Origin of the sequence: Ruegeria arenilitoris (genome assembly GCF_013035315.1) — a bacterium.
In the GTDB taxonomy this organism is placed as follows: domain Bacteria; phylum Pseudomonadota; class Alphaproteobacteria; order Rhodobacterales; family Rhodobacteraceae; genus Ruegeria; species Ruegeria arenilitoris_D.
Map to the genome: position 1 here is coordinate 803,814 of NZ_WQHP01000001.1, position 13,631 is coordinate 817,444.

The window sequence follows — 13,631 nt, forward strand, 5'->3', positions numbered from 1 at the left end:
TCAAGAGTTCCTTCTTTATGGCCCTTCACGAACACCCCATGTGGCGAAAGCCCCAGCACCATCAAGATCTTGACCACGCGCATGACCACGTCCACTGGGCCGAGTTGTTCTATGACCTGATCCACGTTGTGACAATCTTCCTGCTGGGCAACTACCTGTCGCACCACCTTGATTTCCATGGGTTTCTTGTGTTCGCGGGGGTCTTTATCACGCTCTGGTATGCGTGGGGCGAGTTGAGCATTTTCAACTCGATCTATGTCAGTACAGACTTCTGGCACCGCCTCATCATGGCTGTGATGATTTGCACGGTGATGTTCATGGCTGCAGCGATCCCGGCCATTGACGGCAAAGGGTGGGTTTTCTTTGCACTGGGATTTGCAGCGAACCGGGCGATGATTGCCGCGCTGTACTATCGCGCACGGCGGGTCAACTCATCCGGACAGTCGATGTCGTCCGCGCAAATCCGCAACTTCTCGATCTTTGCGGTGATCTTTGCGTTTACGGCTTTCCTGCCAACGCCACTAGCCTACTGGGTGTTTGCCGCTGCAATGGTAGCCACGCAGGCACTTTACATGATCCCCGGCGTAACGGTTCTGCGCTTTGAACGGTTCGTCCCGCGCCTAGGTCATATGGCCGAGAGGTTCGCTTTGCTGACCCTGATCGTTCTGGGCGAAGGGTTCTTCAAGTTGGTCGTCACCCTGTCGGAAAAGGGCATCTACAAAGTGTCGCCCGACGTGCTGGTCAACTTCGTCATCGGCGGCGTATCGATGTTCGTCATGTGTTGGATCTATTTCGACTTTGTCGGCAATGCGAAACCCAAGGACAAAAAGGTATCCACACTGGTCACGTGGTGGCTTGCGCATCTGGTTTTGATGCTGTGCGGCGTCATGGTAGGCGTCGCGCTGGCCGCCGAGGTCAAGGTCGGCTTTTGGGAGCCCTACCCCACCGAATACGCGGCCATCGGCTGCTTTGGCCTTGCAGGCTACATCGCCATGCTTTGGGTCTTGCAGAACGTGATCGAACACCGGTTGGCAACGGACTTTGGTCGTTGGGACGTGCGCGTGTTTGGGATCGCGCTGGCACTTGCCTGCTTCTTCATCGTCCCCCATGTCCCCTCATTGGTCGGCAACATGATCTGGGGTACCGCGCTGCTTTCGCAAATCGCGGTTCCCCTAGCCCGTGCGTGGTCGAAATTCCGGCATGAGTGAAACAATGGCCGACGAAAACGAAATGCGCAGAAAAGTCTATTGGTGGCTCGAGCGTCCGGACCGAGCCGCAACAGGACCCTGGTTGCTGGAAATTGCTCTGATCCTGCTGATCACGCTGAACGTTACCGCTGTCATTTTGGAAACCGTCGATTCCATCTATGATCGCTGGGGTACAGCGCTGCTTATTTTCGAAGGGCTATCCCTGCTTGTTTTCGTGGTCGAATACGCAGCCCGGCTGTGGGTTGCACCAGAAAACCCCGACTATGAGTCCCGCGCAAAATGGGCGACCTCACCGATCGCTCTGATCGACTTGCTGGCGATATTGCCAGCGCTGCTTTACCTGATCTTTCCGGTTGATCTGCGATTGTTGCGGACTTTCCGCATGTTGCGGTTGCTCAAACTCACGCGCTATTCACCCGCGCTTGGCATGTTGCTGGCCGTGTTCGAGGAAGAGGCCGGAGCCTTCTTTGCCGGGTTCTTCATCCTGATGGTCATGCTGATCTTTGCAGCCAGCGGCGCGTGGCTGGCTGAGCACGAGGCGCAGCCTGACGCATTCGGCTCAATCCCTGCGGCGATGTGGTGGGCGATGGCGACGCTGACAACTGTCGGCTATGGCGACGTGACCCCAATTACGGTGGCCGGTAAGATATTCGGAGCCGCAATCACCGTGATTGGCATCGGTATGGCCGCGCTGCCAGCCGGTATCATCGCCAGCGGGTTGAACGATCAGTTGCACCGCCGACGCGCAAGCCTTGAACGCGAGTTCAGAAAGGCGCTGGAGGACGGCAACATTTGCGAGGCGGATGAGGCTGACATCGAGGCCCTGCGCAAGCAGCTGGGCCTGTCGCGCCGCGCCGCCGACCATATCCGCGTTCGCGTACATGCCGAGACGGACCCGGGTAAGGGACGCTGCCCAACTTGTGGTCAACCAACCGAAAAACGACAGCCCTGACTCCAAACGGGTTCAAGGCTGGGGGGCTTATGTCCGCGACGCCTCAAATGCGGCCCAGGCCGCCTCAAAGGCTTCGAAATCAAAACCTGGCTCACGAGCTGGCGCGAGGATTAGCTTCTCGGTTTCCAGGAGCTTATTGATGGCTTGCTCTAACACATCAACAACCTCAGGCGGGATCACCAAAGCGCCGTGCCGATCTGCGTGCACCAGATCACCATCCTGGATCGTCAGACCAAAGATATTCACGGACGTCCCGATTTCCTTTACGTGCACGAATCCATGGCTTGAGCCAACGGACCCGGCCACAACCGGAAACCCATCCGGCAAATCGCCCAGATCGCGCATGACACCGTTGGTCAGCGCACCGCTGACACCAAACCCTTTATGGACCGTTGTGTTGATCTCTCCCCAATAGGCCCCAATGCAATGCGGGTAATCCACGTCCTCGACAACGGTGACAGCCGGGCCTGTGCCCGTCGCCATGTGACGATAGTAGTCCATCCGACGTTTTCGGATGATTCCGGGAGGCTCTTCAGGCGGGTTCACAGCGGCGATCTTGGCCGTTCGGGCATAGCCGACCATTGCGCCCGCGTCAGGGTTCGAACACAGCATCGTGCCCCGCGTGAACGCATTGAACCCGCGCTTGCCTTGGGCGACCTCAATCGCATTGCACACTGTCGGGGTATCAACGGATTTCAGAAGGTCCAGCAGGGATTGTTTCATATCGCCTCCAACCAGCGGCGCAGAGCCGCTGTTGTCTTTTCAGGTTGTTCCAGAGTGGGCAGGTGTCCGGCCTGTTCGATAATCTCAAGTCGGCTATCAAGCACCAGTTCATGCATCAATTCGTGCCGCGAGACGGGGCACAGTACATCATCGCGACCGCACAGGATCAGCGTCTCGCGGGTATAGTTGCGCAGTGTTTCGCTTTGATCAGGACGGTCGCGTAACGCGATGGATTGGTTGACAAAAACGTCAGCCCCCAGACCCATCGCCATTTCCATGCACAAGTCCAGAATGGCCGCGCGATTGGGCCCGTCCGTCAGGTAGTTCGGCTTCATTTCTTCCGCCATCACCGTCCGCAAACCACCTTGTTTCGCGGCCTCAATCTGCGGGGTGCGGCGGGCTTTAACCTCATCCAGTTCGGCCAAAGGGTTCGTATCCAGCAGGGCCAACCCCGAGACACGCTCGGGCGCTTGGCGCAGGATTTCCATCGCCACGATCCCGCCCATGGATAGACCCGCCAAAGCAAATCGAGGCGGCGCATAGGCCAATACCTCGGCCGCCAGAGCGGCCGTAGTATCATGCCCTCCAATCGGTGCGCACAGTATCGGATAGCTGCCCGACAGCGCTGCGATCTGAGGGCTGAACAGCCGCGCATCGCACATCATGCCGGGCAGAAGAATAAGCGGCGTCATTTGACCAGAGCAGCCCCTTCGGCCAGCGCGCTCAGCTTGGCGTACGCGATATCGGGATCAACCGCGCCGAAACCCGCGAAGGTTCCGAACCCGCAGTCTGATCCGGCAATAACCCGGTCCGGGCCGACAATATCCGCAAACCGCTCAATCCGCTGCGCAATCAGTTCGGGGTGTTCGACAAAGTTGGTGGTGGTATCCACCACGCCCGGCACCAGAACCTTATCATCCGGGATTTCGGCCTTGCGGTCGCGGAACACAGTCCATTCATGCGCGTGACGGGGGTTCGAGGTCTCAAACAGTACGTAGCGCGCCTTGGTCGACATTAGGGTAGAAAACACCTTGTCCATGCCGATATCGCAGCAATGCGGCCCTTCGTAGTTGCCCCAGCAGATATGAACACGGACCTTGTCCGAAGGCACGTTTTCCAATGCGTGGTTCAGCGCCTCAACATGCATGTCGGCGACCTTCACGAATTCTTCGTCCGACAGGTCGGTGAACAGCATGTGGCGCGACAACGCCAGATCCGGGCAGTCCAGCTGCAATTCCAGCCCTGCACCCACGATAGTCTCGTATTCCTGCTTCATTGCCTCAGCGAGTGCTTCCAGATACGCCTCGCGCGTCGCATAGAAATCGTTCTGAAGGAACAGTGAAATAACACCCGGGCTCGCGGCATTCATAAACCCACGTTCGACACCGTGCGCAGCCATCGCAGCCTTAAGATTGTCGATGTCTTTCTGCAGCTCCCCTTGCCCCTTTGAACGGACTTCACCTACGCACATCGGGCGCGCGTATTGCGGTGTACCACCGTCATCGGCCAGGCGTTTCAGAAAGCCCGGAAACATCTTCAGATCCGCCGGAGCGTTGCGCGGGCTGTCCCCGTCAAAACCGGTGTAGCGGTCTTTGACGTAGGTCGCGTAGGAAATTTTCGACGTCTCGCCATCCGACACGATATCGACCCCGGCCTCAGCCTGCTTGCGAACGGTCTCGGAAACCGCCGAGGTCATGCAGGCATCAAACGCAGCTTGATCAAACGGCTCTTCCCGCTCGCGCGCGAAGATGAAATCGACAACCTCCTGCGTGCGCGGAAGGCTTCCTACATGCGTGGTCGAAATGCGGGTCATATCGTGTCTCTTACCAAGTTGTTGGAAGCGCCGCCTGGAAAGGCGGCGCAAGTGTTTTAGCTGCCTGTCCAGGTCGGCCCGGCGGGATCGTCGGTTGCGGTGATCCGGTACAGCCCCGCATCACCGGTCATGGACGGCGCGGCGCTGTAGCTTTCGCCCGGCAGGACCAGAGCCGTGTCCCCATTTGATAGCGTGACTTCCACGTCATCAATCGTGATACGCCAATGGCCGCTGGCGGGCATAAGCACCACAGGCTTATCGGCCATCACCGGATCAGGCACGCTGGAGCCGCGCCCAAGGAAATCGACCTCGAACCCGGGTTTATCCTTGATCAGGCCGTTTTCACCGATCACCACCGCAGGCTTGTTCGACGACAGCGCCATCAAGTCCCAATAGCGGGCCACGTATTTGCCAATGACACTTTCGACCGGAACTTCCGGATAAGCCTTCAGTTCTTCTTCGGTCAGCAGAGGCATCGGCTGCACGTTGTGTGGCAGTTCCTGGCCCTTCTTGCTGTCATAGAGCACGCCGTTGTTGCCCAGCATCAAGCCATGCGCCTGCGCGTCCTCGATGACTTGCGGTGCCCAGGTGACCCCGCCGCCTGCGTCGTCGCCGCCAAGGATCGACATGATCATGCCGTAGTCCTGGCCTACGTTTTCGAAGCCACGGAAGATGCCCGTCGGGATGTTGAAAATATCGCCCTCTTCAGCAATGAACTCTCCCGCCGTGCCATAGCGCCCCCAGAAAAACCGCCACCGGCCCTTGGCCACAAAAAACACCTCGGCCGTTGTGTGGCTGTGCAGCGAGTTGCGGCATTTCGGCGGCTGTCCGGCTGCGCCGATGTTGAAACCGATCTTGTCGGTGATGTGGACGTGCTGATCGGGGCTTTCCGAAACGCCTCCACCGACAATGGTAAAGTTCTCTTTCTGATCCGAGCCCGGCGTGTGCGCGTCGATGAACGCGGTTTTGCAGGGTTGCAATTCGCCATAGCGGACGATGCGGCTTTGGATTGTGCTCATATCTGTTTTCCTTCTGATTGGGGTTTGATTGGTTCAAACCCCAAGCCCCGGAGGACGATTGTTCAGCCGCCGGGCGCGCAGGCTGGCGCGATGCGTGTGAAACCGCCGCGCCCTCTGCCCCGCATCCAGATTTGAGACCCGGCGCGGCATTCTACAGATCGCCGGTTTTCAGCAGGATCTGCTTCCAGACCGATGTTTCGTCGAACAGCGTGTATTCGCGGCGCAGCTGCGGCTGACCACCGATCAACTCACCGAATTCACCATGGCTGATGCCCAGCACATAGACCTGAGCGCCGGTCGGAACGCCGAAAGCGCCCCAGCCTTCGTGCTTGCCCCACAGGCTCCAGCGTACAGCTGCACGCGGGGCCATGTTCGGGTCGTCACGGCCGATCTGGTGCTCGATCTTGAACTCGGCATTCGGGAAACTTGCGCGCAGTCCCATCCAGAACCGGTCGACGGCATCCCAGCCATGACCCGTCACGCCACCGACGTATTCAGATTGAACCGCACGGTCATACTCGGTTTCGATAGCGGCCATATCCGCGCTCATGATCCGGGTTAGGATATCGGCATAGCGTTGACCCCATTCATTGTCGTTGCCCTTGCCCTTGTAGGGGCCGGGCTGGTCCGTGTTTGGCGTCAGCGGTTTGACGCACTTGTCCGGCCCGCCCTCACGCGCGATCAGATCAGCCGCATAGTCTTTGGGGTCCCACCCCATCTGGCGGACAATCGCACCCTGATCGCGGATCAACCATTCATCGTTGATCTGATTGTCGATGGCATGACAGTCGGCGAGAATGCGATAGCGCAGCTCGGTCCCCGTCGCCTTGCCATAAACGCCATCCGACAGATGCGTCGCGGTCGAGATGATGCGGTGCGAGCTCAGCATGCCCTCTTCTGGCGTACCGGACCAGATCACATCCTCGCCTAGCAATTGCCGGTCTGGAAACTCGGCCAGCGTCGCCATGGTTGCGCCAATAACGTTCTGGTTGCCCAACACCACCGATGCGGGCGAACGCACGACAATATCGGGCGAGTAGTAATGATGCAGTGTCGAGATACCGCGATCTTCCCAGATCTCTTTGGTGATCCCGATAATGTAGTCGGGAAAGTCTTTGAATTTGGGATCAAATCCCTTCATGTCTTCCATCCTTCAGGTATGCGGGCCGAGCCGCGAACGATCAGCGGCCCGTCGATCTCTAACCGGCGCGGACCAACGTCCGGGCCTTCGATTTTGCTCAGTAGAATGTCCACAGTTTCGGCAACCATACGGTTGGCAGGTTGCCTCACGGTGGTCAGGTCATAGGTGGGCCATGCAGCCACGGCCACGTCATCATATCCGACGACAGAAACATCATTGGGCACGTTCAGCCCCAACTCGAACCTCAGGGTATCCATCACCGCAATCGCCATATGATCGTTGGCGACAAACACGGCGTCCGGCCGACCAGAGGCAAACATCTCGAGGGTCGCTTCGCGCGACTTTTCGCTGGAAAAGTCACCAACCCCGCGCGCGTGCAACGCGACGCCCGCTTTGTTCAGCGCAGCTAAAAATCCTGCTTCGCGGTCCCGCTGGGTCGAGGCGCCTTCCCAGCCCGCGATGTACCCGATTTTCTTGTGGCCGCCTGCCAGAAGAAACTCAGCCACCTTACGGCCTCCGGCAATATTGTCGGACGAAACCGCTGACATCCCCGGATCGTCCTGCGCCCGGTTGAACAGCACCACCGGAATACCCGCTGCCTGACACCGATCAGACAGGTCCGAGGACAACGCCACCGACGCTGCAATGATCCCATCCACTTGGAAATCAAGGATTTCCTCGACCACCTTGTCGATGTTCTGCGCCGAGTTCGATGCCATAAAGACCAGAACGTGATAGCCACGTTCCTGCAGCGCGTTTGTCAGCTTTTCCAGCGCTTCGGGGTAGAACTGGTTGTTCAGATACGCCACGACCAACCCGATGATCCGGCTTTTGCCGGAAACAACTGCGCGGGCCAGAACGTTGGGTCGGTACCCCAGCTCATCCGCCGCCTTGCGCACCTTCTCAGCTGTTTTCTTGGAAGCGGATGCGCCGGGCGTAAACACCCGGCTGACCGCAGATTGACTGACCCCGGCCAGACGGGCAACGTCCAAGGATGTGATCTTTTGCCCAGGCATCAGTCTGCTGTCCAACCCCCGTCAATCATCATCGCTGTCCCGGTAACAAGCGCCGAGGCGTCCGAAGCGAGATAGACTACCGCCCCCATGATGTCTTCGATTTCACCGGGGCGGCCCAGTTTGATCTTGTCCAGAATCCAGGCGCGTTTGTCCGGGTCATCGAAGGTCGCGCGCGTCAGGTCCGTCAGGATAAAGGTCGGGCAGATCGTGTTGACCCGGATCTTTGCCGGACCGAACTCTAGCGCCATCGCCTTGGTGAACCCTTCGACCGCGAATTTCGAGGCGCAGTACACCGCCCTTTCCCGCCCGCCGACATGCCCCATCTGGCTGGAGATGTTGATCAGCGATCCGGCCCGACCTGTCTGCAACAAGCCTTTGGCCACCGCTTGGGTCAGAAAGTACGCACCACGGACGTTGACATCCATCACGGCGTCAAAATCTTCTGTCGCCGTTTCGATCGCCTTGCCATGTCGCGCCAGACCTGCGGAGTTCAGCAAGATGTCGAACGGCCCGTTCTCTGCGACAGCTGCAGCCGTTTTGTCGACGTCCGAGACGTCGAGCTCAAGCGTATTGGCCGCCCACCCCCGCGCCTTCATCTCGTCCGCGATATCTTGCAGCGCGCCAGTGCGGCGCGCTGCCAAAGTCACCTCAGCACCGTGTTCGGCCAAAGCGACAGCACAGGCCATACCGATGCCGGAGGATGCTCCGGCTATCAACGCGCGCTTGCCGCTCAGTTGGAAACTTGGGGTGCTGGGGAATTGGGGCATATCAGACCTCGCCGACCGGGAATGGAATTTCACCCATTACACGAGCTTTGTTGAACTCGCGCAGACGGGCGAAGACATCTACGCCCAGTTGCCGGTACGCGTCCAGCAGGTCAACCATCACCCAGTTTTCGCGGATCAATCCGTTCTCCAACCGCCAGAAATCCAGCGACCGCATAGTGATCCGCTGCCCCGAGGGCGCAATCCCCATCCAGCCGTCATGGGTGACGGTCTGGATCATGTTGGGCCAGCCGGTTACCGCCGCGTATTCGGCATCACCAAAGAAATGATAGGTGATGTCGTCCACGTATTTGCCGCGGTCGGGCATGCCATTGAGGAACGGAATCTGGTGCCAATTGCGGAAACCCGCAATACCTCGGCCGGTTCCGATGCCCGCGGGCCCGTACCAGTTCATGCGCGGATGCCAGAACTTGTCCATCTCCATCACCTCTGGCCCACCCTGGCTGGGGTGCTTTTTGAGGTGATTGAGCATCTCGACAATGTGGTCGCATGAGGCCTGAGATTTGGCCTCGTCCCATGGACCGGGCACGATGCCGTCCAGCGTCGCGGGCCCGGGAATGCAGAACTCCAGCCCCAAAGACGGGGCCATCGGCCAGGCATTCGCCTGCATCATGACTTCGGGGATATCCCAAAGCGTCTGAATCTCGACGACCTGGCCGTCCTCGATACGATAGAACTCGTGGAACCGCATGTGGGTCAGATGCCCGGTCGGCGGAATATCCAGCCATGGCGCTACAAATGTACCGATGTAGTGCCCACCACATCCGATCCAGTCGCCGCCATGCTCGGTGCGTCCGCCCATGACGATCCAGTCACGACGCTCGAGATCAGGCATAGCCTTCAACAGCGGAGCATAACACGTATCGTACAATTCCTGCGGACCGGTCAGATCGCCAAACGGATGCGGCATATGCACCACGGCATCCGAGGCGATGGCCCCCTTCAACGCAGCCTGCACACGGACCGCATCAAAGTCATACATTGCGGCCCGAAGCGGCGCGATCAGCGCCTTGTTGGCCGTATGGACGTCGCTCATTCTGCGGCCTCGCGATATGGTGCGGCTTCGCCGTAGGGCACGTTGATTCCACCATAGCGACGGACGCGGACGTTGCATTGCTCGGCGTGCCCAACAAACCCTTCGAGCATACACAGGCGTGAGCCGTATTCGCCGATAATGGTCGCCGCCTCGTCGGTCAGAACTTTCTGGTAGCTGTGTGTTTTCAGGAACTTACCTACCCAGAGACCACCTGTGTAGCGACCGGCCTTTTTGGTCGGCAGCGTGTGGTTTGTTCCGATCACCTTGTCGCCATTCGCGACATTGGTACGCGGACCAAGGAACAACGCGCCATAGCAGGTCATGTTTTCTAGGAACCAGTCGTCGCGGTCTGTCATCACCTGCACATGCTCTGAGGCGATGTCATCAGCCACCTCAAGCATTTCGTCATAGGTGTCGCAGACGATCACCTCGCCGTACTCTTCCCAGCTGACCTTTGCGGTGTCAGCAGTCGGCAGAATACCCAGAATGCGGTCGATCTCGCCCAGAGTGGCCTCGGCCAGTTTGCGCGAGTTGGTCAGCAGCACGCAGGGGCTGTTATACCCGTGCTCGGCCTGCCCCAGCAGATCCGTCGCACACAGCTCAGCGTCGGCGGCGGTTTCATCAGCGATCACCATGGTTTCGGTCGGGCCAGCGAACAGGTCAATGCCCACGCGTCCGAACAATTGACGCTTGGCCTCGGCGACAAAGGCGTTGCCGGGTCCGACAAGCATATGGACCGGCTTGATCGTTTCCGTGCCAATCGCCATTGCGCCGACGGCCTGAATGCCACCCATGACGTAAATCTCATGCGCGCCGCCCAGATGCATCGCGGCAATCACAGCCGCATTGGGCTTACCTTGAAACGGAGGTGTACACGCAATGATGCGCGGAACACCCGCCACTTTGGCCGTGGCAACGGACATATGAGCCGAGGCTACCATCGGGAACTTACCGCCCGGAACATAGCAGCCGACGGACTGCACCGGGATGTTCTTGTGGCCAAGGATCACGCCAGGCTGCGTTTCGATTTCGATATCCAGCATCGAGTCACGCTGAGCCTGGGCGAAGTTCATCACCTGCTCTTGTGCGAACTTGATGTCCGCCAGCTCGCGGTCGCTGAGCGAGGCGATCAGATCATCAATTTCCTGCTGGCTCAGGCGGAAGCTGTCGGGCGAATAGTTGTCGAACTTCTCCGACAACTCACGCACGGCCGCATCACCGCGAGCCTCGATATCCTTCAGCGTCGCCTCGACGACGGCGCGGGTTTTGGCATCATCCTCGGCCCGGTCGGCCTCGGGTTTGCCGCGTTTGAGATAGTCGATTGCCATTGTCCTATTCCTCAGTTGTCGGGCCGGGGCGGTGTTTTTTCGCCCCGGTCAAATGCTTCCCAGCCTTCGCCGTTGAATACGTCCACGCCCAGCTGCGCTGCGACGTGGGCGAAGTCGACGTTCACCCAGTTGTCGACGATCTTGCCGTCGACGACTTTCCAGAAGTCCATGTATCGGATCTCGACCCGTTTACCGGTGGGCGCAATACCCAGAAACTCGCCCGAATGAGTGGCCTCTTGCCGGCCAAACGCCGCGGCCCATTCGCCCATGTACAGGCGCGCTTCGTCGATGCAGGTCTTGTCGGAAAACGCGGCCTGAAACGGGCGTTGCCAGTTGTTCTGAAACTCTTCCAACCCGGTCTTTGTTCCACAGCCCTGGTTACCCAGCCAGCGGAACCCCTGCGAGAAGAACTCGCCAATGTCGTCGATGCGGTGGTCGTTCAATCCATCGACCATCCCCTCGATAACCGCTCGGGTTTCTTCGGTTTTGCTCATATCCGTGTCTTTGGTCAGCACGGCCTGTTCGGGGCGTGAACCCTTCATGATTTTCGTCCTTGTTCTGATGCTTGAGGAATTTTCTGTTTTTCAGAGCGGCTTAAGTCTCAGACAGAAAATCCCTCGGCATCCGGTTGAGCGCCGGGTGGCGCCCAATGGCATTATGTCGGGCAGAAGCGCTCATCAGCCTTTCACCGCCCCTGCAGTCAGACCGCTGACAATCTGGCGCTGGAAGAACAGGATCAGCACGAACAGCGGCGCGGTGGTCGAGACCACGGCGGCAACCGCGTACATCACTTTGCCTTCGACCTGGGTGGTGCCCATAAAGCTGTTGATGGCCGGAATGATGGTTTCGTTGTCTGCACTCAGCAGCATCGCCGTAACGGCAAAGTCGTTATAGGCCAGCAAAAAGCTGAACAGGCCGGTGGTAATCACGCCCGGCCACATGACCGGAACGATCACATGCCAGAACGCCTGGAACCGGGTGCAGCCATCGACCATTGCGCTTTCATCCATGTCTTTCGGGATATTCTTGAAGAACGAATGCAGCATCCACAGCGTGAACGGTTGGTTGATCGCAACCAACACGATGATCGTGGTCGGCAGAATGCCCCAGACGTTCCACTCGAAGAACGGCAGCAGGTAGCCGGAGACCAGTGTGATATGCGGCATGGCGCGGAACACCAGAGCAGCCATCAAAATCCAGAAGGCATAGCGGAAGCCGGATCTGGCGAGCGCATAACCACCGAGCGTCCCAAAGGTCAGCGAGATGACAACGGTACAGAACACCACAATCCCGGTGTTTCTGAAATTGAACCAAAAATCCTCAAGCACCCAGGCGCCGTAGTAACCCGCACCGGTGAAGGCGCTGCCGGTTTGTTCGATTGTGTTTGTGCCCCGCAGCGCGTTCATCCAATCGGCCTTGGACAAAAAGTCAGCCTGCACTTTGAAGCTGCCCCAGAACGTCCAGAAGAATGGGAATGCTGCGATAATGAGCCAAACTGCAACAAAGCCATAAGAGAACAGCTTGAGCGGGGTCATGCGGGATTGTGCGTTGGTCGCCATGTCGTGTCCTCAGTGAGATTTGCGGGTGAAGTCGCGCCATGTGCGTATCAGCACGGGCATCATCAGGATGATCACAAGGATAATGGTGATCAGCGAGGTTGCACCCGCAGATGCATAGAGCGGATTGCCGCTTTCGCGCAGGTCATTGTAGATGATCCAGCTGAGCGACTGAGCATGCGCCTCGGCCTTGAAGCTTACGATCGGCTCGAACACTCGGAAGTTGTCCATGATCAGCATCAGCGTCACGAACGATACCAAGGGCATCAGGTGCGGAACTACCACGTGGATCATGCGCTGCCATTTGCTGGCACCGTCGATCTGGGCTGCCTCCATCGTGTCTTCGGGCACGGTCTGAAGACCTGCGTAGAAGGTGATGAAACTGAACGGCAGGGTGTGCCAGACGCCATAAACCATCAACATCGTCCAGGTCAGCGCGGTCGAAGCCTTAAGGCTGAGGGATGGATCATTGAATATGCGTTGAATGGTGGCCCCAATCACGCCATCGCTGTCGACCATCCAAAACAGGATCAGCGAGCCGACAAGCGGTGTGACAAGAAAGGGCAGAAGCGAAATGAAGATCGCCAACCCCTTGAGCATACCGGGCAAGTTATTGACGCCAACAGCGATGGCCATACCAAGGATCAGAACCAGCGGGGTGACAACCGCGGTGTAGGCCAGCGTGAACGCCAGCGCGCTATAGAACGGCAGATTGTAGACCTTGCCCCAGAACTCACCGAACGACGCGGAGCTGGACCATGCCTCACCCACCTCAGAGAAGGCCAGATGCGAACGGTTGGCATATGTCCCAAGCCCGTTGAATTGGCCAAGCGGCTGATCAGCGCGCAGTTTTTCGGTTGCTTCAACATCAACCGCAGTCGACTCGGTACATCCGAAAGGGCCGCAGTTTTCGGTCACAACCAAAACCTGCTCGTGCTCGACAAAAAGCGATTGGACAAAGACCGAGACAATGGGCAGCGCGATAAACAGGATCATCGCGGAGAGCGTCGGCAGAATGAACCAGAAAAAGGTACGGTGCTTCATAGCGGATGTC

The 13,631-nt window shown here is 58.5% G+C and carries 14 protein-coding genes; 2 read left to right on the top strand and 12 right to left on the bottom strand.

Annotation, left to right across the window (positions count from 1 at the left end):
• Positions 1-17: 17 nt before the first annotated feature.
• Both GOV53_RS03955 and GOV53_RS03960 read left to right on the top strand, forming a co-directional pair.
• Positions 18-1,208 carry a low temperature requirement protein A gene (locus GOV53_RS03955; RefSeq protein WP_170464381.1) on the top strand — a complete coding sequence of 397 codons (1,191 nt, stop codon included), beginning with the start codon at positions 18-20 and terminating at the stop codon, positions 1,206-1,208.
• Positions 1,209-1,212: 4 nt separating this feature from the next.
• Positions 1,213-2,160: an ion transporter gene (locus GOV53_RS03960; protein ID WP_170464382.1), complete on the top strand. Its 948-nt coding sequence runs from the start codon at positions 1,213-1,215 to the stop codon at positions 2,158-2,160.
• A gap of 27 nt (positions 2,161-2,187) precedes the next feature.
• Here the strand turns inward: GOV53_RS03960 and GOV53_RS03965 are convergent, their stop codons facing one another.
• The 12 genes from GOV53_RS03965 to GOV53_RS04020 all read right to left on the bottom strand — a co-directional run bounded on the left by GOV53_RS03965 (position 2,188) and on the right by GOV53_RS04020 (position 13,621).
• Entirely contained in the window at positions 2,188-2,883 is a 696-nt protein-coding gene (locus tag GOV53_RS03965; RefSeq protein ID WP_170464383.1) for an RraA family protein, read from the bottom strand.
• A complete protein-coding gene (locus GOV53_RS03970) occupies positions 2,880-3,575 on the bottom strand; it encodes an alpha/beta fold hydrolase (protein WP_170464384.1) in 696 nt (231 codons plus the stop codon). The genes GOV53_RS03965 and GOV53_RS03970 overlap by 4 nt, the downstream gene beginning before the upstream one ends.
• A complete protein-coding gene (locus GOV53_RS03975; protein WP_170464385.1) occupies positions 3,572-4,696 on the bottom strand; it encodes a cobalamin-independent methionine synthase II family protein in 1,125 nt (374 codons plus the stop codon). The genes GOV53_RS03970 and GOV53_RS03975 overlap by 4 nt, the downstream gene beginning before the upstream one ends.
• A 56-nt stretch (positions 4,697-4,752) precedes the next feature.
• On the bottom strand, positions 4,753-5,715 hold the full coding sequence (locus tag GOV53_RS03980; protein WP_170464386.1) for a cupin: 963 nt from the start codon (positions 5,713-5,715) through the stop codon (positions 4,753-4,755).
• A 151-nt stretch (positions 5,716-5,866) separates the two neighbouring features.
• Complete coding sequence (locus GOV53_RS03985; protein WP_170464387.1) at positions 5,867-6,856, bottom strand: nuclear transport factor 2 family protein; 990 nt, start codon at positions 6,854-6,856, stop codon at positions 5,867-5,869.
• Positions 6,853-7,872, bottom strand: coding sequence for a LacI family DNA-binding transcriptional regulator (locus tag GOV53_RS03990; RefSeq protein WP_170464388.1), 1,020 nt, complete (start codon positions 7,870-7,872; stop codon positions 6,853-6,855). The genes GOV53_RS03985 and GOV53_RS03990 overlap by 4 nt, the downstream gene beginning before the upstream one ends.
• The gene (locus tag GOV53_RS03995) at positions 7,872-8,639 is read right to left on the bottom strand and encodes an SDR family NAD(P)-dependent oxidoreductase (protein ID WP_170464389.1); all 768 of its coding nucleotides are present in this window, start codon (positions 8,637-8,639) and stop codon (positions 7,872-7,874) included. Before GOV53_RS03995 ends, GOV53_RS03990 begins: the two co-directional genes overlap by 1 nt.
• 1 nt (position 8,640) lies before the next feature.
• Positions 8,641-9,693, bottom strand: coding sequence for an ester cyclase (locus GOV53_RS04000; RefSeq protein ID WP_170464390.1), 1,053 nt, complete (start codon positions 9,691-9,693; stop codon positions 8,641-8,643).
• Positions 9,690-11,021: a histidinol dehydrogenase gene (gene hisD, locus GOV53_RS04005; RefSeq protein WP_170464391.1), complete on the bottom strand. Its 1,332-nt coding sequence runs from the start codon at positions 11,019-11,021 to the stop codon at positions 9,690-9,692. Before hisD ends, GOV53_RS04000 begins: the two co-directional genes overlap by 4 nt.
• Positions 11,022-11,032: 11 nt before the next feature.
• Positions 11,033-11,563, bottom strand: a complete 531-nt coding sequence (locus GOV53_RS04010; RefSeq protein ID WP_170464392.1) for an ester cyclase — start codon at positions 11,561-11,563, stop codon at positions 11,033-11,035.
• Positions 11,564-11,698: 135 nt separating this feature from the next.
• On the bottom strand, positions 11,699-12,580 hold the full coding sequence (locus tag GOV53_RS04015; RefSeq protein ID WP_170422277.1) for a carbohydrate ABC transporter permease: 882 nt from the start codon (positions 12,578-12,580) through the stop codon (positions 11,699-11,701).
• 9 nt (positions 12,581-12,589) lie between these two features.
• A complete protein-coding gene (locus GOV53_RS04020) occupies positions 12,590-13,621 on the bottom strand; it encodes a carbohydrate ABC transporter permease (RefSeq protein WP_170422279.1) in 1,032 nt (343 codons plus the stop codon).
• Positions 13,622-13,631 lie beyond the last annotated feature (10 nt).

Bases quoted from the DNA above. Each gene is read 5' to 3' on its own strand.
- hisD (WP_170464391.1), bottom strand. From the start codon at position 11,021: ATGGCAATCGACTATCTCAAACGCGGCAAACCCGAGGCCGACCGGGCC.
- GOV53_RS03955 (WP_170464381.1), top strand. From the start codon at position 18: ATGGCCCTTCACGAACACCCCATGTGGCGAAAGCCCCAGCACCATCAA.
- GOV53_RS04015 (WP_170422277.1), bottom strand. From the start codon at position 12,580: ATGGCGACCAACGCACAATCCCGCATGACCCCGCTCAAGCTGTTCTCT.
- GOV53_RS03985 (WP_170464387.1), bottom strand. From the start codon at position 6,856: ATGAAGGGATTTGATCCCAAATTCAAAGACTTTCCCGACTACATTATC.
- GOV53_RS03980 (WP_170464386.1), bottom strand. From the start codon at position 5,715: ATGAGCACAATCCAAAGCCGCATCGTCCGCTATGGCGAATTGCAACCC.
- GOV53_RS03970 (WP_170464384.1), bottom strand. From the start codon at position 3,575: ATGACGCCGCTTATTCTTCTGCCCGGCATGATGTGCGATGCGCGGCTG.
- GOV53_RS03960 (WP_170464382.1), top strand. From the start codon at position 1,213: ATGGCCGACGAAAACGAAATGCGCAGAAAAGTCTATTGGTGGCTCGAG.
- GOV53_RS03965 (WP_170464383.1), bottom strand. From the start codon at position 2,883: ATGAAACAATCCCTGCTGGACCTTCTGAAATCCGTTGATACCCCGACA.
- GOV53_RS03990 (WP_170464388.1), bottom strand. From the start codon at position 7,872: ATGCCTGGGCAAAAGATCACATCCTTGGACGTTGCCCGTCTGGCCGGG.
- GOV53_RS04000 (WP_170464390.1), bottom strand. From the start codon at position 9,693: ATGAGCGACGTCCATACGGCCAACAAGGCGCTGATCGCGCCGCTTCGG.
- GOV53_RS03975 (WP_170464385.1), bottom strand. From the start codon at position 4,696: ATGACCCGCATTTCGACCACGCATGTAGGAAGCCTTCCGCGCACGCAG.
- GOV53_RS04020 (WP_170422279.1), bottom strand. From the start codon at position 13,621: ATGAAGCACCGTACCTTTTTCTGGTTCATTCTGCCGACGCTCTCCGCG.
- GOV53_RS04010 (WP_170464392.1), bottom strand. From the start codon at position 11,563: ATGAAGGGTTCACGCCCCGAACAGGCCGTGCTGACCAAAGACACGGAT.
- GOV53_RS03995 (WP_170464389.1), bottom strand. From the start codon at position 8,639: ATGCCCCAATTCCCCAGCACCCCAAGTTTCCAACTGAGCGGCAAGCGC.